The following is a 21889-nucleotide window of genomic DNA, read 5'->3' on the forward strand; positions in this document are numbered from 1 at the left end:
CCAGCATGGAGGGATTTTTCTATGTAAAAGAAGTTATTTCGTTGTTTTTTTGCAGTAAAACCTACTGATGGAAGTTTTGCTTTATTCGACAGAAAAAGTTTTTTCTTTCTCCGCAGTCAGACAATCATTGCATATTTACTTCTATATAATGAAGGGAATAAGTTGTCCAATGCGGGAGGGAAAGTATGAGAACGTATGAACTATACTTAATTCAAGAAGATATTACGAAGACGTATTTCGGTCGTGAATTTTTATTGTTTGATTTGTTTACTCGTTTTGCACAGTCTCGTTCCCTTTCAGAAAAGAAAGTGCTGTATAAACAAATGAAGTATATAACGTTGCCTTTACAAGTAATGAAATTACATCATAAAATGGAACAAGCACTGCGGACATATGAGAAATATGAAAGAAATGATTATATGCATATAGTGTCTAATGGAAATGTATACGGTGAAGTGAGTATTAAATCGCAGTATATCCGAATGTACACTTCTGGAAATGTTGAGTTAGAAACAGCTATTTTTGAAGTGCTTAGAAAATGTGAAATGACATTTCTGGCGATGGATTATGAGAGTAAACAGTATGGATGGTTAAATCCTCTCAAACAAGTACGTACTTATATATAAAAAATGTCGAATACAATCTTGTCTTATTGAAAAGGTTTTAGTACACTGTAAGGTAGACAACATGAAGGAGGAAAATATATGTCAACTTGGGTAATTGTTCTATTGAGCGTATTAGCAGGACTAGCTGCAGGCGTGGCGTTAGGATTTTTTATCGCACGCAAATATATGATGAACTATTTACAAAAAAATCCACCAATTAATGAACAAATGTTAAAAATGATGATGATGCAAATGGGACAAAAACCATCCCAAAAGAAAATCAATCAAATGATGAGCGCGATGAACAAGCAACAACTGAAATAAGCGCTAGAAAGGGCACTCGAAGAGGAGTGCCCTTTTATTTTGTCTTCTAAAAATGTTTTAAACTTTAAAACATTCAGTATTTTTGATAAACTAAAAACATCGCTCATTTGGGATAGGAGGTATATAATGAAGGTTTTTTTAGACTTGGCATGGTTTTTTAAACAAGAGAAGCGAGCATACATAATTGGTATTTTTTTATTGTTTGGCGTTGCTCTTCTTGAGCTCGTACCACCAAAAATAATTGGTATCATTGTTGATGAAATTAACAATCATTCATTAACGACTCAGAAGTTATTGCAATGGGCAGGAATTTTAGTTGGTGCTGGGGTGATGATGTATATTTTGCGTTATTTGTGGCGCATGATGATTTTTGGTTCTTCTTTAAAGTTAGCCCGTCAATTACGCCGAGAGCTGTATGAACATTTTACGAATATGAGTCCATCATTTTACCAAAAACATCGTACCGGTGATTTAATGGCACATGCAACGAATGATATTCAAGCAGTGCAGCAAACAGCAGGTTCCGGAGTATTAACGTTTGTAGATTCATTAGCAGTAGGCGGGTGTGTTCTCGTTGCGATGGGGTTTACAATTAGCTGGAAATTAACGTTACTCAGTTTAATTCCAATGCCAATCGTAGCGATTGCAACGAACTACTACGGAACTTTGTTACATCGTCGTTTTCATAAAGCGCAACAGGCTTTTTCAGAAATCAATGATAAAGTTCAGGAAAGTATGAGTGGAATGAAGGTAATTCGTTCACTTGGTCAAGAAAAAGAAGATTTACAATCATTTCGTAATAAATCAGAAGAGGTGGTACAGAAAAATATTCTCGTTGCTCGCATTGATTCATTATTTGATCCGACAATTACTTTAATTGTAGGTTTTTCGTTTTTAATTGCAGTGTGTTATGGCTCTGTATTGGTTGTTCGTGGGGAGATTACGATTGGGGAACTTATTACATTTACTGCTTACTTAGGGACACTCGTATGGCCGATGTTAGCGTTCGGTTGGTTATTTAATATTATGGAGCGTGGCCGTGCTTCTTATGATCGTATTCAAAATTTATTTATGCAAGTGTCTGATGTGGTAAATAGAGAAGGAGCAAGTGAAGAAATAGCAAGTGGTGATATCAATTTTGATATTGACACATTCTCGTATAAGAAAAATGAAGTAACAAATCTACAAGACATTCATTTTTCTTTACAAAAAGGGGAAACTTTAGGGATTGTAGGTCGTACTGGAGCAGGGAAAACGACATTATTAAAATGTTTAATTCGAGAATATGATCATTTTGATGGGGGCGTGCGAATTGGAGAAACTGATATTCGAGATATGACACTACATGCTATTCGTTCCGCAATTTCATATGTACCACAGGATCATTTTTTATTTTCTGCGAGTATAGGAGAAAATATCGCATTTGGAAAACCTAGTGCTACATATAAAGATATTGCACATGCTGCTACTATAGCATGTATTCATGAGGATATTACAAAATTTCCAGAAGGATATGAAACCGTAGTTGGTGAACGAGGTGTTTCTTTATCAGGTGGTCAAAAGCAGCGTATTTCGATTGCACGTGCATTATTAACCAATGCTGAAATTTTAATTTTAGATGACTGTTTATCAGCAGTAGATGCAAAGACAGAAGAAACGATTTTGGCGTCATTAAAACGTGAACGACAAAATAAAACGACTATTATTACAGCGCACCGCTTAAGTGCGATTCAACATGCAAATTTAATTCTTGTTATTGATGATGGAAAGATTGTACAGCGTGGTACGCATGAAAGTTTAATGCAACAAGATGGCTGGTATAAAGACATGTATGAAAGTCAGCAATTAGAATCGTTAGTTGAGAAGGGAGGAGTATGATGCAGGGGAAAAAACGAAGTGATCTATGGCGTCTATTATCATATATGAAGCCATATAAAAAACTGCTGACATTCGCGTTTCTATTTTTAGTGGGTGCAACTATAGCGGAAATGATGGGTCCTTTTTTAATTAAGAAATTTATTGATGAGCATTTAGTTCCGAAGAATTTTGAGCAAAATGTATTAGTAACGTTATTTATTGTTTATATCGTATTTCATTTATTAAAGGTCCTCTTTACGTATTTGAACTTATTGTATTTCCAAAATATTGCCTTCAAAATTGTGCAAGATATGCGTGTGGAAGTGTATGAGCATGTACAAAGTTTATCGCTTAGCTTCTTTGATCGTACACCGATTGGAACGCTCGTTTCGCGAATAACAAACGATACAGAAGCAATTAAAGATTTCTTTGTGAGTGTATTATCCACCTTTGTAAAAAATATTGTATTTTTAATCGGTATTTTAATATCTATGTTTTTATTGAATGTGAAACTTGCGCTGTTTTCGTTACTTCTTATCCCAATAATGATTACGATTATGGCTCTTTATCGTCGGAAAAGTTCAGTTTTTTATTTAGAACTCCGCAATCAATTAAGTGTTTTAAATGCAAAATTGAATGAATCGATTCAAGGCATGAATATTATTCAAGTATTCCGCCAAGAAAAACGAATGCGTAAAGAATTTGAAGAAGTGAATGAAAAACATTACGGAGCAGGGCGCCGTAATTTGAAGTTAGATGCACTCTTTTTACGCCCAGCAACCGATCTTGTTCATATTTTGGCAATCGTATTGGTGCTCACGTTGTTTGGGATTGATGCAATGCATAGTCCAGTTGAAGTAGGTGTATTATATGCCTTTGTGAACTACATTCATCGTTTCTTTGATCCAGTAAATGAAATGATGATGAAATTGTCTTTCTTTCAACAAGCGGTTGTATCATCATCACGTGTGTTTCTTTTAATGGATGAAAAAGATTTAGCACCAGTCCAACAAGGGAATGGAACTCCTTTCATGACGGAAGGGGAAATTGAGTTTAAAAATGTTACTTTCTCTTATGATGGAAAACGCGATGTGCTGAAAAATGTGTCTTTTCATGTGAAACCTGGGCAGACCGTTGCATTTGTTGGGCATACAGGTAGTGGGAAAAGTACAATTATGAACTTATTGATGCGTTTTTATCATGTTAATGAAGGGGAAATTGTAGTTGATGGAGTTCGACTAGAGAACTTTCAAGAAAAGGAGATAAGGAAACGCATTGGTCTTGTATTGCAAGATGCTTTCTTATTTGCTGGAACAGTGAAGCAAAACATTCGTATGTACGATGAAAATATTACAGATGAAGAAGTCGAAACAGCTGCAAAATTTGTGCAGGCAAATACATTTATTGAACAGCTACCAAATCAATATGATACAGAAGTAGTTGAGAGAGGGACGGCGTTTTCAAGTGGTCAAAGACAACTTGTAGCATTTGCGAGAACTGTTGCAACAAATCCAAAAGTATTAGTGTTAGATGAAGCAACGGCAAATATTGATACAGAAACAGAAGAAGCTATTCAAACAGCACTGCAGCATATGCGAAAAGGGAGAACAACTATCGCAATTGCACATCGCTTATCTACAATTCAAGATGCAGACCAAATTTTTGTGATGCATGACGGCCAAATTGCGGAAAAAGGAACACATCAGGAATTGCTGACGCAACAAGGATTATATTACAATATGTATTTGTTGCAGAATAAAGGAAGTTTTCAGAAAGCCTTGTGAGAACAAGGTTTGGAAGGCTTTCTTAAAAAATAGTATAAATAACTTGATTATAGTAGGAGAGAGTATTGCGATTCATTGCTTACAAATGCTGCTCGTTATTATATAAATTCATTTTATTTTTTAGACATATAAGTCACTGCTATGCAGAATACACCATGACCGCTACTTGCTTTCTTTTTTTGTTTTAAACCTCGCCTGTGGCAGAAAAAGGCCCTGACCGCCTCTATGCACGGCCAGATGCTCTCTCCCTCCTTAAAAAGAGAGGGGTTTGTTAATCCTAGGAATAAGAGATTAATATGTATTACATATTAATTATATATGTAATACATATTTCCGATATGAAGAAGATTACTATATTATAATAGATGTAACGTTCGAATGTTTGAAGTATTACCGGTAATATCCCTATCCCTTTTTTAAGAATGCGAACTAATCTTCCCTTTTTTCTGGATAATTTGTTGTAGATTATACAGAAAATATTGTTCGATATCCATTATGGAACGCACATAATGGAAAAATTCCGATTTCATAGAGGATGCCCCTAATCTTCATGTGATAATATGTACGGAAAGAAAACGCAAATGTTTTCCCTGTGTACGATCGGAAATAGAAAGCTGACCATTGTGGTCAGCTTTTCGTTGTTTCTGCAATGAATTCTTCTTTTATAATTTCCGTTTTTAATAATAATGTTTTCCCGAAACGTCGCTGACATTCTTCTGTTATTTTTTGAATTGCTAATAGGTTAGAAGAGGCAGAAACAGTCACAGTTGCTTGTCTTGTTCTTCGATTTTTCTCACAAAATACACAATCCACAACATACTTAGAAATTTTCACAGAATCATTCCTTTCTGTTTTTTGGAATGCGCTGTCAATGAAGTTGTTGGAAATATTCGATAGATTATAAGTTTTTTCCTCTTTTTTCGAGGGGAAAATAAGTAGAATACAGAATAATATGCAAGGGAGGGATAAGTGTGGAACGTTGGATTGGAGCAGCTGCAATTTGTATGAACGAAAAATTTGTGCATTTTGCTCTTGGGATAACTCGTTCTTGTTAGCTTGATAGCAATGGGTCTATAGCCCTTATAGTATATAGACAAGATAATATTAGCCATCAAAAAAAACACGCATATTCAGCGTGTTCAAGTATTCTTGTCGTTATCTTTAAATTTCAGAATAGCGATTACAAGCATACCAAAACTAAGCATCAGAGATAAAGCCTCATAGGTACTCATTCATAGATCGCCTCCTTACATTCAGCCTTCCCCGATTCAAGATTGTCCTATACAAAAGTAATTATTTTTATTTAACATATTTCCAAAAGAATAGATTCCAATAAAAGGATAAAAAGTACACTGTATAATTTTTTACTTTTGGTGACGTGACCCCATGTACTTACCTCTTATTTCCCCTTAAACTAAGGCTCCACATTAGTTTAAATATTTCAATGTGCCTCTAATGGTATTTTCCCGTATGATTTTTTAAAAAATATTTGTCTAATATATAATTCTTATGTTATTAATTTATTATATATATTAATAAAAAAGGATGTTCTATATGGAATTACGGCATTTACAATATTTTATTGTTGTAGCAGAAGAGCTTCACTTTGGTAGGGCAGCTGCTCGCTTGCAGATGACACAGCCGCCGCTAAGTCAACAGATTCAACAATTAGAGCAAGAGATGGGAGTAACATTATTTTCAAGAACGAAACGAAGAGTAGAATTAACAGAAGCAGGGGATTTGTTTTTAAAAGAAGTGAAAAAAGCTTTTATACAAATTGATAAGGCGGTCGAAGTTGCCCAGAGAGCGCAAAGGGGAGAAATCGGAGAGCTGTCTATTGGGTTTGTTGGTTCAGCGATGTACGATATTTTGCCGCCTATTGTTCGGGAATATCGAAAGAAATTTCCGAATGTATCTGTTGTACTACATGAATTGTCTACACCAGAACAAGTAGATGCACTTCATGATAATCGAATTGATGTTGGGATGTTGCGTCCACCTATTACAAGTCAGTTATTACAGCTAGAAACAGTTCAACACATTTCTTGTACACTTTGCTTACCGAAAGCACACCCACTTGCGAATAAGCAAGCAATATATATTGAAGACTTGCAAAAAGAATCTTTTGTTTTCATTACTCGAAATGTTTGGCCGACTTTATATGATAATATTCTTTCATTATGCCGTGCTGCGGGGTTTAGTCCGCAAATTGTACAAGAGGCAACAGAATATCAAACAGTTATAGGGCTTGTGGCTGCTGGGATTGGGATAACGGTAATACCAGTGTCTGCAAATAAATTATATCAATCAGAAGTTGTCTACAAAGAAATACATGATTCTAAAATTGTTGCAGAACTAGCTGTTGCATATCGAAAAGCAAATATAAATCCAGAATTACAAGAGTTTTTGAAAATAGCGAAAGACAAGACAATGAACAAACTTATAAAATGACGAGAAAAATGACAAAACTGTAAGAATGTACTCTTGTATGTAAGAAAGTTCGATGTTTTCCTTTTTCTTTTTTTATTATAGTGAAAAAAGAGGAAAGAAGAAGGAGATGTTATACTCGTGATAATACCTATTTTTATGAAAGTACAAAAAACGTGGGAGGGGAAGGAAGATGACGTTTTCTCAACTCGCGTTTAAAAACGTAAGTCGAAACATACGTGCATATGCCGCTTATTTTTTAAGCAGTGCATTTTCAGTTATGATTTTCTTTTTATATGCTTTATTTATTTATCATCCTGATATAGATGGACAAGGTGCTATTCGGCAAGGGATGCTTGTTGCGGAATACATTATTTATTTCTTTTCGTTTTTCTTTATTTTCTACTCTGTTAGTTCATTTTTAAAAATAAGGAATAAAGAGTTTGGGATTTTTGTGATTCATGGTATTACAAATTGGCAATTAATACGGATGATTTTCTTTGAAAATATGCTCGTTGGCATAAGTGCTCTTATTAGCGGTATTGCTTGTGGATTTTTATTTGGAAAGTTATTTTTTCTGTCAGCAAGTACAGTAATGGGATTGAAAAGTTTGCCGCTTTATATGCCATGGAAAGCAATGAAATTAACAGCTGTTGTGTTTTCAGCATTGTTTTTTATTGTTGCTTTTACAACAAGTTTCTTTGTGAAAAGTAAAAAAGTAATCGCGTTATTAAAAGGGAATAAGAAGCCAAAACCTGAACCGAAAGCTTCTATTCTATTATCTATAGTAGCAGCAATTTTAATAGCAAGTGGATATATGTTATCTATAACAGCAAATCCTGGCAGTGTCCAGTTGTTGTTACTTCCCGTTACAACCATTGTAATGATTGGCACGTATTTTTTATATTCGCAGCTTAGTGTATTTATCATAAAGTTTTTAAAGAAATCAAAGCCTATCTATTGGAAGAAAACGAATTTATTATCATTTTCTATGTTAGCATATCGCATGAAGGATAATGCACGTATGTTTTTTATGGTAACGATTGTGTCGACAGTTGCTTTTTGTGCCATTGGAACGTTTGCTGCTTTTATAGAAACGCAAAAGGGCGAGTCGATAAAGAACATCCCATTTGCATTTAGTTTGATTACATATAATGAACATCAAGGACAGAAAGGGCAATATGAAAAGGAGATTGAAGATACTTTTCAAAAGGAAAATGTTATTTTCCAAAAAGTAAGTGCAAAGTTGAAGTTTCAATCTATTCCTAACCATTTGCAACCAGCTGTAATTATGAGTCAGGATGATTATAATAAGTTTGCAAAGCGGCTCGGATATGAAACTGTGACATTAACGGGAAATGAAGCGGCTCGCGTTCCTTCTTTTGGAATAGAAGGTAATATTATTGATCATTCTAAAGAACCAGATGTAACATTGCAAGAAGGTGGGAAACAAATTCATGTTTCTTCTATGTTGAAACAAAATATTTTTTCAGGCGGTGTATTTCCTGGGGGGATTTTTGTTGTTTCCAATGAAATGGAAAAGCAAATGACAGCAGTAGAGAAAACAGTGAGTTATACAGGATATACAGTAAAGAGTTGGGAAGGAACAACGCAAGTAGCAGAAGAATTAGAAAAACGACTGAATCAAAAAGGGCAGTATGAATTTTCATCACGTGTGATCACTTATAATAAGATTAAAGAATTGACAAGCATTATTCTATTTATCGGATTGTTTGTCGGAGCTATTTTTTATTTATCTGCTGTAAGCTTTTTATATTTCCGCTTGTTTACTGATTTAGAAACAGATAAACAATATTATCAATCACTATTGAAACTCGGCATGGATGAAGAAGAAATGAAACAAATAATGACGGTGCAAATGGGCGCGTTATTCTTTATCCCGATTGTTATAGCTGTTTTGCATACGAGTGTTGCTTTTACAACATTGCAAACATTATTTACAACACCGATTCTTCGCTCTTCACTGATCGTCATCGGGCTATTTTTACTCGTTCATATATGTTACTTTTTATTATTAAGAAGACACTATTTTAAACAATTGAAAAAGCAAATTATGCGATAAAAACGGCGATGTTACTGAGTAACATCGCCGTTTTTAACTTCAATATAATATGTGTATAAGACACTGCTATTTTGTTTGTGTTAAAAATTCGTGCAACAAGAATAATTTTCTTATTAATACATACACCGAATTCATATATGTATGTTTCTAAGACTTAAGTCTTAGAAACAATTCCTATTAGAGTTCCATGTGAAAACATGTGTTATGTTATACACTAATGTTGGGATAGGAAGTTGTACGGAGGAGTTGTTATGTCGTTATTTCAATTAGTAAGAAAAAATATACAGCAACATGCGGCAGAACGCTTACAACATTTTGTTTTTATTTCTTGTAGTGTGAGTGTATACTTTCTTTTAGTGTCTATTCAATATAATGAAGCTGTTGCAGGGACAATGAAGGATAAATCGTTATTAATGAATTTTTTATGTTATGGATCAACAATAACATTCAGTTTTTCATGTCTTTTCATACTGTATGTACATACTCATTTTATGAAAAAGCGTCAAAAAGAATTACAATCGTATCGATTAACTGGCATGAAACGAAAGCAAATAGGGCTTATATTATGCTATGAGCAACTTGTGATAGGGGGAGGAGCGCTTATAGTAGGGCTTCTTCATGGTATGTTATTTTTAAAGTTATTTACTATTGTTATTTTGAGAGTAACGGGTTGTCACGGAATAAGTAGTGCACCGATTACAATATATGGTCTTTTGTATACAGCTATTTTATTTCTTATTATAATTTCACTGACAATGGGACAATGTTACCGATGCACGTATCAGTTGACTGTTATAGATTTATATAACATGAAAGAGGAAGTATAAAGGGAAACTTCCGTCAGTGGGAGTCTTATTGCCCACGAATAGCGGGATAAATAAAAAACCGGGCTTCTTATAGAAGTCCGGTTTTTTATGCTGCCAATTTTTTATGTGTATGCTGTCTTGTATATCGTCCGCGCATTTTATAAGCAATTTGTGGAATGGTAATACCGATAAGGATAAGGGTAACTCCAAGCCATTGTGAAGTCACTACAGCTTCTTTTAAAAGAAGCACTGACATGATTGTTGTAACTGGAAGTTCGGCAGCACCTAAAATTGTTGCTAAACCAGAACCGATCTTAGGAATTCCAATTGTAAAAGTAATAGTTGGAATGACAATACTAAAAGTGCCTAGTGCTAATCCGTATTTCCATAGTCCATTTGTAAGTGCACCGTTATATATAAATGTGGGTGGGAAAGTAATCATTACTAATGTTAACGCACCGGCCATAAGCGTTACACCGCGAGGCAATGACGGAACTTCTACCGCTACTCTTCCGCTCACAAAAATATAAAAAGCAAATGCTACCGCTGATAATAATCCAAAGAAAATTCCTTTCATGTCAAAGGTTCCTGTAGATTGTTCAAGTAATCCACTTGAAAGAAACGTTCCAACAAGCAAGAATAGTACAGAAATCAATTTTTCTCTAGAAGGAAATGTTTTTGTTGCAACTGCTTCAATGATAATTCCGATCCAGACGAATTGAAATAGTAAAACAATAGCGATAGAAGCAGGTACAGTTTGTAATGCGCTGTAATAAAAAATACCTGTTAAACTTGCTGATGTTCCTGCAATAAATAAGATAATCATTTGTTTTAATGGTACACGATGTCTAGAAAATAATAATGTAATTGTAAGTAAAATGAGCCATCCGAACAAATATTGACTTCCAATTACTTCTCCAAGCGTAAATCCTTCGCTGTATGCAAATTTAACAAAGATTGCTAAAATACCGTAACTACATGCTCCTAATAAAACGAGTAATGAATAACGAAGCATCTATATCCCTCCGATCTTATCTATATAAATCCAAATTAAAAACCTGACATAAACCCCTCTTCTTTTTAGATGGTTGAGAGCATCTGGCTATGTGTAGAAGCGGTCAGTGCCTCTTTCTGCCACATGCGATGTTCAAACAAAGAGAAGAAGAAAGTATTAGGTTACTTTTTGTTCAGTATGGCGCGACTTGTGTATTAGAAAGTCGAGTTGGATTTATATATATGGTAATCCTGTTCAAAAACGAACAAACTTAGCTAGATGGAAGTATACAAAATTAAAAATGGAGGGTCAACTGAAAGAAAAGTGTGAAATTTTATAGAATAATAATAAAAGTATGATATTTATGCATAATGATGAAAAAAGGAGAACAAATTCCTTGAAAATATAAGGTGGATATGAATATAACTTTCATAGTAAAAAAATATTTTCTAATAATAAATGAAGTGAAATATAAAGTAACTATATAAATACAAATTGAAAAACTAATATAAAAACTTCTTTTCTTTAAGGTGGGCGAAAGCATCTGGTCATGCATAGAAGCGGTCAAGGCCTTTTCCTGCCACGTGCAAGGATGAAAACAAAGGGAGAAAGCGAGTCCAGGTCATGTTTTTTCTGTATGACAGTAATTTATATGTTGGGAAATCAAAAGGGTTTATACATAAATACGAAGAATAAGATTTTAATATTTTCATAGTGATAATAGTATGTTCACGAATTTTTCATGGTATTTGCTGTGAATTTTGCTACAATAAATTGAAGAAGAAAGGAGGCATAATATGCAAGACATTAATATCTTTTTAGCATTTGGAGCAGGTTTTTTATCGTTTATTTCTCCATGTTGTTTACCGCTCTATCCAGCATTTTTATCATACATAACAGGGATGTCTATTTCTGATTTGAAGGAAGAGAATGCAATGCTTCGTAAACGGAGTATGTTGCATACTGCATTTTTCTTAATTGGATTCTCGATTATTTTCATAGCAATCGGTTTTGGAACAAGCTATATAGGGAAGTTTTTTGTAGATTATCAAAATTTAATTCGTCAATTAGGAGCAATTTTTATCGTTGCTTTCGGTCTCGTTATAACAGGGGTGTTAAAACCAACATTTTTAATGCAAGATCGGAAAATTACATTTAAAAGTAGACCGAGTGGTTATTTTGGCTCTACTTTAATTGGAATTGCATTTGCTGCCGGGTGGACGCCTTGTACAGGTCCAATTTTAGTATCGGTTATTGCGCTTGCTGCAACAAAACCACAATCGGCGATGTTATATATGATTACCTACATACTCGGTTTTGCAATTCCATTCTTTATTTTATCATTCTTTATTACAAAGATGACGTGGATTAAAAAACATAGTGCATCGTTCGTTACAATTGGTGGTTATATTATGATTGCGATGGGTGTATTACTGTATTTTAATGGTCTTACAAAAATTACAATATTCTTTTCAAATTTATTTGGTGGATTTAAAGGGTTTTAGTTTTTTTTGTTGAAAATTTGGAAATGCTAACAAAAATACATATAATGATACTATATTTTTGATATTTCCAAAACAAAGGGTGAGTGCGAATGAATTTAGCTCTCTTATCAAGTATTCTTGCAGTTTGTATGGCTGTTGGAGTCATGTTTATTCGTTTGAAGGCGGCAAAGAAACCAGCAACTTTGAAAAAAATTGTGCTTCCACCAATCTTTATGAGTACAGGAGCTTGTATGTATCTGTTTCCTGAATTTCGCTTAACAACATCAGAAATATTAGAAGCAGTTGCTGTAGGATTAATTTTCTCAATTTTTCTTATTAAAACGTCAAAATTTGAAATACGTGGACAAGAGATTTATTTAAAACGCTCTAAAGCGTTTGTCTTTATTTTAATCGGTTTACTTGTTGTTCGTATTGTATTTAAATCATATTTAAGTCAGTCACTTGATATAGGACAACTGAGTGGCATGTTCTTTCTACTTGCGTTTGCCATGATTATATCTTGGCGCATTGCAATGTATCGTTCCTTTACGAAATTGCAAAAGGAAATGAAAAAACAAGAAGATTTTTATAATGAAAAAGATATGAAGTTAACGTAAAGATTAGAGATTTTCTATGTATAAACAGTGTCTAGTATAGACGCTGTTTTTTTTGAAATTTGAGGGTTTTTTGGAACATTAAATGTCCACAAGTATATAAGCTTCAGTAAATACCGATTTGAAAATGATTTTTCAGTTTATTCTATGGAATTTTATGCTAATATTGTAAAATGAATATTTAGAATTTTATATTTTTTAAAAAGCAAAGCGGGGTATTCTTCTGTATAAGTAGATTTAACATGAGAATGCATCTACTTTCGTTATGTAAAGGATGGGAAAAATGAACACGCATAAAAAAATAAATATGACTTTCTTTTGGAAGTATGTAAGCAAACAAAAACTTACAGTTTCATTTCTGTTATTGATATCAGCAGTTAATATTGGACTTCTGCTCATAAATCCTCAAATATCAAGATATTTTATAGATGAGGCCGCAAAAGGGAGTGAGGCTAAAAATTTAACATTTGCTGCTTTGCTGCTTTGCTGTTTATTTTATTTGCTTTTCTGGCACAAGGACTTAGTCTATTGATAACTTATATAGGAGAGAAGGTGGCTTGGAAAGCTACTAATGATATACGAACTGATTTAATTACGCATTGTATAAATTTAGATATGTCATTTCACAAAGAAAATAAACCAGGCGCATTATTAGAAAGAGTAGATGGAGATGTATCAAAATTATTTGATTTATTTTCAAAGATATTTTTAAATGTACTAAATAATTTCATCCTTTTATTAGGAACTTTAATTATTCTCTTTTATGAAAATGTTCTTATTGGTATAAGTCTTACCATTTTTGCCATAGTTCTTTTATGGAAGGTAAAGTCAAAGACTGAAAATCATTGGGTAAAATCGAGTGAAGTAAATGCAGAGTTAAGTGGATTTATAGGAGAGAATATCTCCAGTACAGAAGATATTGCTTCTAGTGGTGCGAGAGAGTATGTGATGGATAATTTTTATAAATTAAATAGGAGAATATTCCCTGTATTTCGGAAGGCTAGATTAACGTGGGCTACTATGTGGTCAGTAACAATCACAATATTTGCTGTTGGAACGATAATCGCTTTTTCAGTATCTACATATTTATGGACAAAAGGTGTTATAACAATTGGAACAGCTTACTTAATATTTAATTATACACAGATTTTAAGAAGACCAATTGAGTAAATTAGAGTGAATATTCAAGAATTGCAGGTGGCAGGGGCAAGTTTTGTGAGAGTAAATGATTTATTTATGACAAAGTCATCGCTGAAGTATGGAGAAGAAACATTAGATTCTTCAAAGCCATTACATATAAAATTCAATAATGTAGATTTTCAATATAAAGAAGGAATAGATGTATTAAAAGATGTTTCTATTCAAGTAGATGGCGGGAGAACTCTTGGTGTCTTAGGTCATACTGGAAGCGGTAAAACATCATTAGCTCGCCTCATTGTAAGAATGTATGACATAAAAAGCGGAGAAATATTATTAAATAATAAAAATATAACTTTAATAAGGGAAGAAGAGATTGCTAAAAATATAGCGTATATAACGCAGGACGTTCAAATATTAACAGCTACAGTTAGAGATAATATAACATTGTTTAATAAAGATATTAAAGATGAGGATATTATAAAAATCATATACGAATTAGGATTTCAAGATTGGTATGAAAGCTTATCGAATGGATTAGATACTTATTTAGAACTAGGTAGTAAGAGTTTATCATCTGGAGAAGCTCAATTATTATCATTTATTAGGGTGTTTCATAAGAAGCCAACACTTATTATTTTTGATGAAGCTACATCAAGGGTAGATTCTGCGACTGAGCAGCTCATTGATAGTGCCCTAGATAAACTTTTAAAGAATAGGACATGCATCATAATTGCGCACAGACTTTCAACTCTTAATAGGGCGCAAGATATCTTACTTCTTGAGAATGGTAAAGTAGTCGAATTTGGGGAAAGAAAAACACTTTTAGAAGACGAAAGTACGAAATATCATCAGTTGCTTCAACGTGGTGTAGAAGAGGTGCTTGTATAATGGAGCAGAACGTAAGAGAGAGTCAATTTTTATGGAGCTTGATCAAATATAAACCAATTCTTTACACAGTGATTATTTTGATGGAGTTTGTAATAGGGAGTATACCAATCATAGAAGGAATACTTATTAAAGAATTTTTTGATGTTATTGGTGGGAAAAGTACTTCTATATTTGGTGTATATGAGCTAATAGGGCTTATGGGAGTAGTCGCATGTGTTCATATATTCATTATGTGGGTATATTTTAGCAAAACGGCTACACATGGATTTTATATAAATACATTACTAAAAAGAAATATGTTAAGTTCTATATTAAAAAAACATGGTGGAAAAGCAATAGAAACCCCTGTAGGAGAAGTTTTAAATTCTTTTAGGGATGATGTGTCGCAGATTGGAACATGTATTTCTTGGTTACCTACAATAATAGGACAAAGCATTCGTGCGTTAGGTGCTATTGTTATCTTATTTTTAATTGATGATAAAATCACTGTATTCGTTTTTATACCTCTTGTGATCGTGATTCTATTGGCTCAAAAGTCTGAAAAAAATATCGAAAAAAATAGGGAAGAAGGTAGAAAAGCAACTGGAACTGTGAATGCAGCTATAGGAGAAATATTTGAATCTATATTGTTAATTAAATCATCGGGTGCTAAAAAGGATATTATGTTGAACTTAAGTGAATTAAATCAAAGAAGACATAAGGCAATGATTAAAGATTCTATGTTAACTCAATTAATAGATTCAATATATAATAATGTATCAAATATAGGGACAGGGGTAATTTTACTTTTGTGTGCAAGTTCTATTAGTACTGGTAAATTCACTGTTGGTGATTTTAGTATATTTGTTTACTATTTAGTTTTTATTACTGATAGTATTGAGTCATTAGGAAACTTTATTGTTTATTTTAAGCAAACGAAAGTTGGATATCGTAACATACTGAATCAAGTTAGTATGAGAGAAGCACCAGAAAATTTAGTAACACATAAGGAAATCTTCTTAAAGAATAATCAAGAGTATTTTTCTAATGAAAAGGATGGACAACGTCAGGTGACGAGATATGATGAAGGTCTAGAAAAGGATTTAAGAGTTTTAGAGGTAAAGGGATTAACATATCTATATAGTGGATTGGAAACTGGAATAAAGAACATAAATTTCACATTAAAAAAAGGAGAAATTTTAGTAATTTGTGGACGGACAGGATCAGGAAAAAGTACGCTTATTAAATCCTTAATTGGACTTTTACCGATGGACTCTGGAGAAGTATATTGGAATGGAGAGCAAGTTAATGATGTAAAGCACTTCTTTTCCCCGCCAATTAGTGCATATAACGCGCAAGTTCCCAATCTTTTTAGTGATACTGTGAAAAACAATATCCTTTTAGGATTGCGAGAAGAAGAGGTAGATTTAGAAGCAGCCATAAAATCTGCTGTTTTAGAAAAGGATATTGCTAAATTAGAGAATGGATTAGATACAATGATAGGATCAAAAGGAACTAAACTACAGGGGGCCAAATTCAAAGAGTCGCAGCTGCGCGTACGTTTGTGAGAGATCCACAGCTTCTAGTTTTTGATGATATTTCCAGTGCACTTGATATAAAAACGGAAACATTACTGTGGACAAGGTTAATTGCTAACAATAAGGCAAGTTGCGTCATTGTATCTAATAAGAGGATGATTCTTGAAAAGGCAGATCAGATTATTGTTTTAAAGGATGGGGTTATAGAAGCTCAAGGCATTTTAGATGAAGTACTACAAACTTCTAGTGAAATAAAATATATTATAGATTAAGCAGTTTAATGAAAAAAGATTGCCTGTAGAATTGGCAATCTTTTTTTATTAATAAAGTAAAGAATAGATTTATCCCGCTATTCGTGGGCAGTAAGACCCCAAACATCAAGATTGAGAGAGAAGCGAGGAAGATAGGTGGGGACAACTTATTTTGCAAGCAAAGATCTGTAATTAGAATAATCAATTTGCTTTTCTTTTAACTTTTTAATTAAAAATTTGTGATCTCGCTTTGGAGTTGCTATAATATATCCTTTAATAATTAAATCTTCAGTTATTTCCGATGCTTTCTCTTCTAAAGCTAACTCTCCGATTTTACCGGCAATTTTAGATTTTGCAACATCGCGGAAAAGTTCAGGAACTGGACTTACAAGTTCCTCTAATAATTGTTTTTGCTCTTCATCCCATAAGTGCCGTGTTTGATTAATGTAATGCTCTTCCCAATCTAAAATAGACATGCCATCTTCTTTTGGTAAACGTTTTAAGAATTTTCGGAACATAAAATATCCACCAATGGACATAAGTCCTAGTAAAATAACCGTCCATATGACAATAAACCAACTGAACCACCCTTCGAGCAAATAGAACCCTCCTTTATGATAGCAGTTTTCCTTTACTAGTATTATAAGCAGTGAAATTGATAGAAATCAAGAACGCTTGGTCATTGTGACCAAGCGTGGTGAGTTAAACGAAGTATAATTGTTCAACACATAATATGTCATTATCATCTTCTAAATATTCAATGATAAGCGTGCCAACTTTGCGATCTTTGTCATCGTTAGTGAAAATAGAGTAAGAAGTAAAGCGTGCTGCTGATAAGCCGCTAATATGTGTAGGAAGGGCAATATATTCGTTGTCTTGAAAGAAAGTCATTAGTTCCATGTCTTCAAACTGCTTGCGATTTTCAACTGCTGCTCCAGTATAATGCTTTTGTAATTGCTTCAATGTGTAGTTCCATGATTGTACTTTTGTGTCGTATACCATTGTTCAAACTCCTTACTGTATGTAGTAAAAAGAACATATGTTCCTTTTCAGTATACTCCTTTTAAAAGAAAAGGAAAAGCAAAAAATAATGTAAGCTTGGACTTCCAAGCTTACATAGTGGAAAAATACGTTCAATTTAATCTCTGTTTTTTATTATAAGACAGATAGAAAAAGGAAACAAGGTGATAAGTATATTGCTTATAATTTCGAAAATTATATATAATTAACAAGGAAGATTTTTGACAAGGAGGAAAATTATGAAAAATATTGGCCTTATTGGTGGGATGAGTTGGGAATCAACTGTAGAGTATTATCGGGTTATTAACGAAGAAGTAAAAAGAAAATTAGGAGGATTGCATTCAGCAAAATGCCTTTTATATAGCGTTGACTTTGAAGAAATTGAACGTTATCAATCAAAGGGTAACTGGAAACAAGCTGGTGAAATATTGGGTGAAGCTGCATGTTCATTAGAAAAAGGTGGAGCTAATTTTATTGTCATATGCACAAATACGATGCACAAGGTTGTAGATGACATAAAAGAAAAAATCAATATCCCTATTTTACATATTGCTGATGCTACAGCTAATCAAGTAAAAAAGGAAGGAATTAGTACGGTAGGTTTACTTGGAACAAAATATACGATGGAGCAGGAATTTTATAAATCCAGATTAGAATCAAATGGTATAAACGTGATTGTTCCAAATGAAAATGATAGAGAAATTGTAAATAAAGTGATTTATGAGGAATTATGTTTAGGAAAAGTGTCTCAAAAATCAAGAGATTACTACAAAAAAGTAATTGAGCGTTTAGTTTATAACGGAGCTGAAGGAATTATATTAGGTTGCACAGAAATCGGGTTATTAGTTAAACAAGAGGATTCTAGCGTTCCATTATTTGATACGACTTTCATACATGCTGTTGAAGCTGTTAATAAATCTTTAGAAGGTTGAGTGCATTCGACCCATATGAAAGGAGGGAGTGGCTCAAAGAGTGAACAAAAAGTGAGGATTAGGTTAAAAGCTTTAAAGAATGATAAGAAGCTTTTGGATAAAAAGGATGAGGGAAATGAAACGTATTATTTCATTACAAGGGCCTATGGCGAGTGGGAAAACAACATTAGCAAAAAGATTGGAACAAAGAGGGATGAGGGTTATATATGAAAATCCATATCCGATTGTTGAAAAGAGAAAAGCAATGCATTTAGATATTGGTACGAAAGAAGGTTTTATCACAAATCAGAAACTTTTTATCGAAGCGAAAATAGAAGAGTTTCGGCAGCTATCTAATGGCACTACTATTTTTGATCGTGGACCAGAAGATATTGAGTTTTATACATTGTACTATCCAAAATTAATAGGGAAAGATTGGGACATTGAAAAAGAAATGTCAAATGAATTAAGAGAACTACGAAAATGTCGCTCACAGGCCATTTTCTATTTAACAGCTTCAACAGAAGTACTACAAAAAAGAAAAGAATCTGATATAAGACAACGAAGCACATTTGAAGAGCAAATGAAATTAATAGAAATAGAGAAAAGCTGGTATGAACAATTTCCAGTTACATATTTGAATGTAGATGTAAAGTCAGTAGAGGAAGTAGAATACGATTTTATAAAATGGTTAGGGAAGACTATAAGATGATGAACAAAATATTGGTTTTGATTTATCCTACTTTCGCGGAATTTGAAATTACAGTTGCTACTGCTGTCTTGAAAGATTTTTATATAGTGGAAACAGTTGGGTTAACGAAAGATATGGTTGTAAGTGAAACAGGATTACAAGTGCAACCACATTATGAATTAAGTGAAATATGTGTAGATGATTATGAAGGAATTATTATTCCTGGTGGCGATGTAGTGCACGTAAAAGATTCAGAAGTATTATTTGAGCTCATACGTCAAATGTATAAACAAGAGAAGCTAATTGCTGCGATATGCGGAGGACCATTTGTATTAGCAGCTGCTGGTATTCTACAGTATGTTCCGTATACGGTCACATTAGATTATAGAAAGTTAGATTGTTTTTCTAAAACTCATTTTACATATGAAGGTATAGTTCATCATAAAAATATTATTACAGCACAAGGACATGCATTTGTTGACTTTGGACTTGCCATAGCTAAATATTGCGGGGTATATACAGAACATAAATCCGACTTTTATCGCGGGAAAAGAAATATCGTGATAGAAAATGTGTTGAAAGAATAATAGAGTGACAAGAGAAGGAGCTTTTTTATAAAAGAAAGCTGTCTTTAGAAGAGACAGCTTTACTAGCATATATACAAATTCAATTATTTTCTACAACGATAAATCGCCACAGCTTTCGGATCACGCCATATACCGTTATGATGTGATAAGACCTGTTCTATTTCAATTTGTAACCATTTTTTCATCTCTGTATGTAAGTTCAAATCATCTGGTATATTTAGTGATGGGAACATGCTTGCTATATAATTTACAATAGGCGCTGCTTCATGGAAAAGAAGTGCATTGTGAATAACGGTTTCCTCAACATCGGGAAAAACCGAACTTAATATCTCTTTACCGTTTTCTAAACAAAATGGACTAGTTGTAGGTGATTTTTCAGGTAATTCAAATGCTAGTAACATTCGGTTACACATCTCTTCTATGCGTGGTAATGAGTTATTGGAATTTGTTGTAGCGAGAAAGCTACCATTTGGCCGAATAATGTTTCTAAACCCTTGAACTGTTTTTTCGACATCGGTTACATGATAGAGCATGTGACGGGCAACAATCCAGTCGTAAAAATGATCGGGAAAAGGTAGTTTTGTTGCGTTTCCAACTATCCATTCAATAGGTTTCTTTGTGTTTTTGCTGTTCCTTTTTGCTTCTTGAATCATAGTCGAGGATTGATCTAGTCCTGTAAGCGGGCCTTGATGTCCCTGTTGTTGTAATGCTATAAGAAATTCTCCAGTCGCACAGCCAATATCTAATATTTTCTCAGTTCCAGTTAATTGTAAATGAGAAATTACATTTTGGTCTAAGTCTACTTGTTTTTCTTCATACCTCCGATGTGTATCGATTCGCACTCGTAAATGGTCATTCACTGAATATTGACGTTTTACATCATTCAATTTTTGAGATTCCGCTTGTATGCAAAAATTTTGAATGGCATGCGTTAATACCTCTGTTTTGTTAAGATCTTCATATGTTAAAGCTGCATCAAATCTTTCTAATAATTTTTCACAGATTCTAAAGTGAATATCTTTTCTTTTGACCATTTGTCTCCTCCTCTAAACTGTTAGTGTGACTATAGCACGCTTGAAATTTTTCTGTAAATAAATTGTGTACACAGTTGATAATGTTACAGGTCAAATTTTATTCAACTATATGAAACTATTTTGATCTTTCGACATATAGATTGCTGCTATGCAGAAAAAAGGAGCCTGCTACTTTCTTTCTCCCTTTGTTTGAACCTCGCACGTGGCAGAAAAAGGCCCTGACCGCTTTTATGCACGGCCAGATGCTCTCGCCCACCGAAAAAGAATGGTTTTATGCTGTTTTTTAATTTCGATTTATCTAAATCATTATAATTTAACCATTGACGATTTAAGCGTTTTCATATATTCTTAAATTAAGAAATATTTAAACAATTCAAAAGAAAAGAGAGAGTCACATGCTTCTTCATGGAACACAACGAATTGGTCGCATGGCGATGCTGCTTGCACTTGCGGAGGAACACGAGAGCCCGATTTTATCTCTTCCTAAGGGCTGGAAATATTGTACGGGCAAAGTCGGTTCAATGAATTCGCAAAAAGTTGTTGCTGCAATGGAAACAGCTGCACGTAGTAACCATGTTATTGAAACAGACGTTTACAGAGAAACACATGCGCTTTACCATGCAATTATGGAAGCGTTGTACGGAGTAACGAGAGGACAAATTCAGTTAGCAGACGTTCTTCGTACAGTAGGGCTTCGATTTGCGATTGTGCGCGGCACGCCATACGACGGTGAGAAAGAAGGCGAATGGATTGCTGTTGCACTATATGGTACGATAGGTGCGCCTGTGAAGGGATCAGAGCATGAGGCGATTGGATTAGGTATTAATCACATATAAAAAACTGCCCATAGTTAATTAGTTAAAAGGGGGCCT

At 33.7% G+C, this 21889-nt stretch carries 23 protein-coding genes; 17 read left to right on the plus strand and 6 right to left on the minus strand.

Annotated features, from left to right (window positions below; translation table 11 throughout):
• Window positions 1–185 precede the first annotated feature (185 nt).
• From sirA to WAZ07_RS10785, 4 genes are all read left to right on the plus strand, one after another.
• The gene (sirA, locus tag WAZ07_RS10770; RefSeq protein ID WP_336472441.1) at window positions 186–626 is read left to right on the plus strand and encodes a sporulation inhibitor of replication protein SirA; all 441 of its coding nucleotides are present in this window, start codon (window positions 186–188) and stop codon (window positions 624–626) included.
• 78 nt (window positions 627–704) lie between these two features.
• Window positions 705–929 carry a YneF family protein gene (locus tag WAZ07_RS10775; protein WP_035436970.1) on the plus strand — a complete coding sequence of 75 codons (225 nt, stop codon included), beginning with the start codon at window positions 705–707 and terminating at the stop codon, window positions 927–929.
• Between the two features lie 126 nt (window positions 930–1055).
• Window positions 1056–2807, plus strand: a complete 1752-nt coding sequence (locus WAZ07_RS10780) for an ABC transporter transmembrane domain-containing protein (protein WP_090913127.1) — start codon at window positions 1056–1058, stop codon at window positions 2805–2807.
• On the plus strand, window positions 2807–4570 hold the full coding sequence (locus WAZ07_RS10785) for an ABC transporter ATP-binding protein (RefSeq protein WP_336472583.1): 1764 nt from the start codon (window positions 2807–2809) through the stop codon (window positions 4568–4570). The genes WAZ07_RS10780 and WAZ07_RS10785 overlap by 1 nt, the downstream gene beginning before the upstream one ends.
• Window positions 4571–5197: 627 nt before the next feature.
• On the opposite strand, the gene WAZ07_RS10790 is transcribed toward WAZ07_RS10785, so the two are convergent.
• Window positions 5198–5404, minus strand: a complete 207-nt coding sequence (locus tag WAZ07_RS10790) for a DUF3903 domain-containing protein (protein WP_336472442.1) — start codon at window positions 5402–5404, stop codon at window positions 5198–5200.
• A gap of 305 nt (window positions 5405–5709) precedes the next feature.
• A complete protein-coding gene (locus WAZ07_RS26225; RefSeq protein WP_368087040.1) occupies window positions 5710–5802 on the minus strand; it encodes a putative holin-like toxin in 93 nt (30 codons plus the stop codon).
• A gap of 322 nt (window positions 5803–6124) precedes the next feature.
• On the opposite strand from WAZ07_RS26225, the gene alsR reads away from it, so the two are divergent.
• The 3 genes from alsR to WAZ07_RS10805 all read left to right on the plus strand — a co-directional run bounded on the left by alsR (window position 6125) and on the right by WAZ07_RS10805 (window position 9907).
• Window positions 6125–7021, plus strand: coding sequence for an acetoin biosynthesis transcriptional regulator AlsR (gene alsR, locus WAZ07_RS10795; protein ID WP_336472443.1), 897 nt, complete (start codon window positions 6125–6127; stop codon window positions 7019–7021).
• Window positions 7022–7190: 169 nt separating this feature from the next.
• Complete coding sequence (locus WAZ07_RS10800; protein ID WP_336472444.1) at window positions 7191–9080, plus strand: ABC transporter permease; 1890 nt, start codon at window positions 7191–7193, stop codon at window positions 9078–9080.
• Window positions 9081–9331: 251 nt separating this feature from the next.
• Window positions 9332–9907 carry an ABC transporter permease gene (locus WAZ07_RS10805; RefSeq protein WP_336472445.1) on the plus strand — a complete coding sequence of 192 codons (576 nt, stop codon included), beginning with the start codon at window positions 9332–9334 and terminating at the stop codon, window positions 9905–9907.
• Between the two features lie 85 nt (window positions 9908–9992).
• Here the strand turns inward: WAZ07_RS10805 and WAZ07_RS10810 are convergent, their stop codons facing one another.
• A complete protein-coding gene (locus tag WAZ07_RS10810) occupies window positions 9993–10901 on the minus strand; it encodes an EamA family transporter (protein WP_336472446.1) in 909 nt (302 codons plus the stop codon).
• A 776-nt stretch (window positions 10902–11677) separates the two neighbouring features.
• Between WAZ07_RS10810 and WAZ07_RS10815 the strand changes: the two genes are divergently transcribed.
• The 6 genes from WAZ07_RS10815 (at window position 11678) to WAZ07_RS10840 (ending at window position 16795) form a co-directional block, all read left to right on the plus strand.
• The gene (locus tag WAZ07_RS10815; protein ID WP_336472447.1) at window positions 11678–12385 is read left to right on the plus strand and encodes a cytochrome c biogenesis CcdA family protein; all 708 of its coding nucleotides are present in this window, start codon (window positions 11678–11680) and stop codon (window positions 12383–12385) included.
• A gap of 89 nt (window positions 12386–12474) precedes the next feature.
• Complete coding sequence (locus WAZ07_RS10820) at window positions 12475–12981, plus strand: CcdC family protein (RefSeq protein ID WP_090913143.1); 507 nt, start codon at window positions 12475–12477, stop codon at window positions 12979–12981.
• A 525-nt stretch (window positions 12982–13506) separates the two neighbouring features.
• Window positions 13507–14148: an ABC transporter ATP-binding protein gene (locus tag WAZ07_RS10825; protein WP_336472448.1), complete on the plus strand. Its 642-nt coding sequence runs from the start codon at window positions 13507–13509 to the stop codon at window positions 14146–14148.
• Window positions 14149–14154: 6 nt separating this feature from the next.
• On the plus strand, window positions 14155–15006 hold the full coding sequence (locus WAZ07_RS10830; RefSeq protein WP_336472449.1) for an ATP-binding cassette domain-containing protein: 852 nt from the start codon (window positions 14155–14157) through the stop codon (window positions 15004–15006).
• Window positions 15006–16553, plus strand: coding sequence for an ABC transporter ATP-binding protein (locus WAZ07_RS10835; protein WP_336472450.1), 1548 nt, complete (start codon window positions 15006–15008; stop codon window positions 16551–16553). The genes WAZ07_RS10830 and WAZ07_RS10835 overlap by 1 nt, the downstream gene beginning before the upstream one ends.
• Complete coding sequence (locus WAZ07_RS10840) at window positions 16550–16795, plus strand: hypothetical protein (RefSeq protein WP_336472451.1); 246 nt, start codon at window positions 16550–16552, stop codon at window positions 16793–16795. Before WAZ07_RS10835 ends, WAZ07_RS10840 begins: the two co-directional genes overlap by 4 nt.
• Window positions 16796–16941: 146 nt before the next feature.
• Here WAZ07_RS10840 and WAZ07_RS10845 read toward each other — a convergent pair whose 3' ends face one another.
• Window positions 16942–17373, minus strand: coding sequence for a DUF2621 domain-containing protein (locus tag WAZ07_RS10845; protein WP_336472452.1), 432 nt, complete (start codon window positions 17371–17373; stop codon window positions 16942–16944).
• Between the two features lie 103 nt (window positions 17374–17476).
• The gene (locus WAZ07_RS10850) at window positions 17477–17776 is read right to left on the minus strand and encodes a hypothetical protein (protein ID WP_090913147.1); all 300 of its coding nucleotides are present in this window, start codon (window positions 17774–17776) and stop codon (window positions 17477–17479) included.
• A 257-nt stretch (window positions 17777–18033) separates the two neighbouring features.
• Here WAZ07_RS10850 and WAZ07_RS10855 point away from each other — a divergent pair, with 257 nt between their 5' ends.
• The 3 genes from WAZ07_RS10855 (at window position 18034) to WAZ07_RS10865 (ending at window position 19983) form a co-directional block, all read left to right on the plus strand.
• Complete coding sequence (locus WAZ07_RS10855; RefSeq protein WP_336472453.1) at window positions 18034–18726, plus strand: aspartate/glutamate racemase family protein; 693 nt, start codon at window positions 18034–18036, stop codon at window positions 18724–18726.
• 115 nt (window positions 18727–18841) lie between these two features.
• A complete protein-coding gene (locus tag WAZ07_RS10860; protein ID WP_336472454.1) occupies window positions 18842–19417 on the plus strand; it encodes an AAA family ATPase in 576 nt (191 codons plus the stop codon).
• Entirely contained in the window at window positions 19417–19983 is a 567-nt protein-coding gene (locus tag WAZ07_RS10865) for a DJ-1/PfpI family protein (protein ID WP_336472584.1), read from the plus strand. Before WAZ07_RS10860 ends, WAZ07_RS10865 begins: the two co-directional genes overlap by 1 nt.
• An 83-nt stretch (window positions 19984–20066) precedes the next feature.
• Here WAZ07_RS10865 and WAZ07_RS10870 read toward each other — a convergent pair whose 3' ends face one another.
• Complete coding sequence (locus WAZ07_RS10870; RefSeq protein WP_336472455.1) at window positions 20067–21017, minus strand: class I SAM-dependent methyltransferase; 951 nt, start codon at window positions 21015–21017, stop codon at window positions 20067–20069.
• A 395-nt stretch (window positions 21018–21412) separates the two neighbouring features.
• On the opposite strand from WAZ07_RS10870, the gene hutP reads away from it, so the two are divergent.
• Complete coding sequence (gene hutP, locus WAZ07_RS10875; RefSeq protein WP_336472456.1) at window positions 21413–21853, plus strand: hut operon transcriptional regulator HutP; 441 nt, start codon at window positions 21413–21415, stop codon at window positions 21851–21853.
• Window positions 21854–21889 lie beyond the last annotated feature (36 nt).

This window comes from Bacillus bruguierae, from assembly GCF_037104725.1.
GTDB lineage: Bacteria > Bacillota > Bacilli > Bacillales > Bacillaceae_G > Bacillus_A > Bacillus_A bruguierae.

Coding starts and splice junctions, on each gene's coding strand:
- WAZ07_RS10855 (WP_336472453.1), top strand. CDS start 18,034: ATGAAAAATATTGGCCTTATTGGTGGGATGAGTTGGGAATCAACTGTA.
- sirA (WP_336472441.1), top strand. CDS start 186: ATGAGAACGTATGAACTATACTTAATTCAAGAAGATATTACGAAGACG.
- WAZ07_RS10820 (WP_090913143.1), top strand. CDS start 12,475: ATGAATTTAGCTCTCTTATCAAGTATTCTTGCAGTTTGTATGGCTGTT.
- WAZ07_RS10865 (WP_336472584.1), top strand. CDS start 19,417: ATGAACAAAATATTGGTTTTGATTTATCCTACTTTCGCGGAATTTGAA.
- WAZ07_RS26225 (WP_368087040.1), bottom strand. CDS start 5,802: ATGAGTACCTATGAGGCTTTATCTCTGATGCTTAGTTTTGGTATGCTT.
- WAZ07_RS10860 (WP_336472454.1), top strand. CDS start 18,842: ATGAAACGTATTATTTCATTACAAGGGCCTATGGCGAGTGGGAAAACA.
- WAZ07_RS10815 (WP_336472447.1), top strand. CDS start 11,678: ATGCAAGACATTAATATCTTTTTAGCATTTGGAGCAGGTTTTTTATCG.
- WAZ07_RS10780 (WP_090913127.1), top strand. CDS start 1,056: ATGAAGGTTTTTTTAGACTTGGCATGGTTTTTTAAACAAGAGAAGCGA.
- WAZ07_RS10805 (WP_336472445.1), top strand. CDS start 9,332: ATGTCGTTATTTCAATTAGTAAGAAAAAATATACAGCAACATGCGGCA.
- alsR (WP_336472443.1), top strand. CDS start 6,125: ATGGAATTACGGCATTTACAATATTTTATTGTTGTAGCAGAAGAGCTT.
- hutP (WP_336472456.1), top strand. CDS start 21,413: ATGCTTCTTCATGGAACACAACGAATTGGTCGCATGGCGATGCTGCTT.
- WAZ07_RS10810 (WP_336472446.1), bottom strand. CDS start 10,901: ATGCTTCGTTATTCATTACTCGTTTTATTAGGAGCATGTAGTTACGGT.
- WAZ07_RS10850 (WP_090913147.1), bottom strand. CDS start 17,776: ATGGTATACGACACAAAAGTACAATCATGGAACTACACATTGAAGCAA.
- WAZ07_RS10785 (WP_336472583.1), top strand. CDS start 2,807: ATGCAGGGGAAAAAACGAAGTGATCTATGGCGTCTATTATCATATATG.
- WAZ07_RS10870 (WP_336472455.1), bottom strand. CDS start 21,017: ATGGTCAAAAGAAAAGATATTCACTTTAGAATCTGTGAAAAATTATTA.
- WAZ07_RS10800 (WP_336472444.1), top strand. CDS start 7,191: ATGACGTTTTCTCAACTCGCGTTTAAAAACGTAAGTCGAAACATACGT.
- WAZ07_RS10775 (WP_035436970.1), top strand. CDS start 705: ATGTCAACTTGGGTAATTGTTCTATTGAGCGTATTAGCAGGACTAGCT.
- WAZ07_RS10835 (WP_336472450.1), top strand. CDS start 15,006: ATGGAGCAGAACGTAAGAGAGAGTCAATTTTTATGGAGCTTGATCAAA.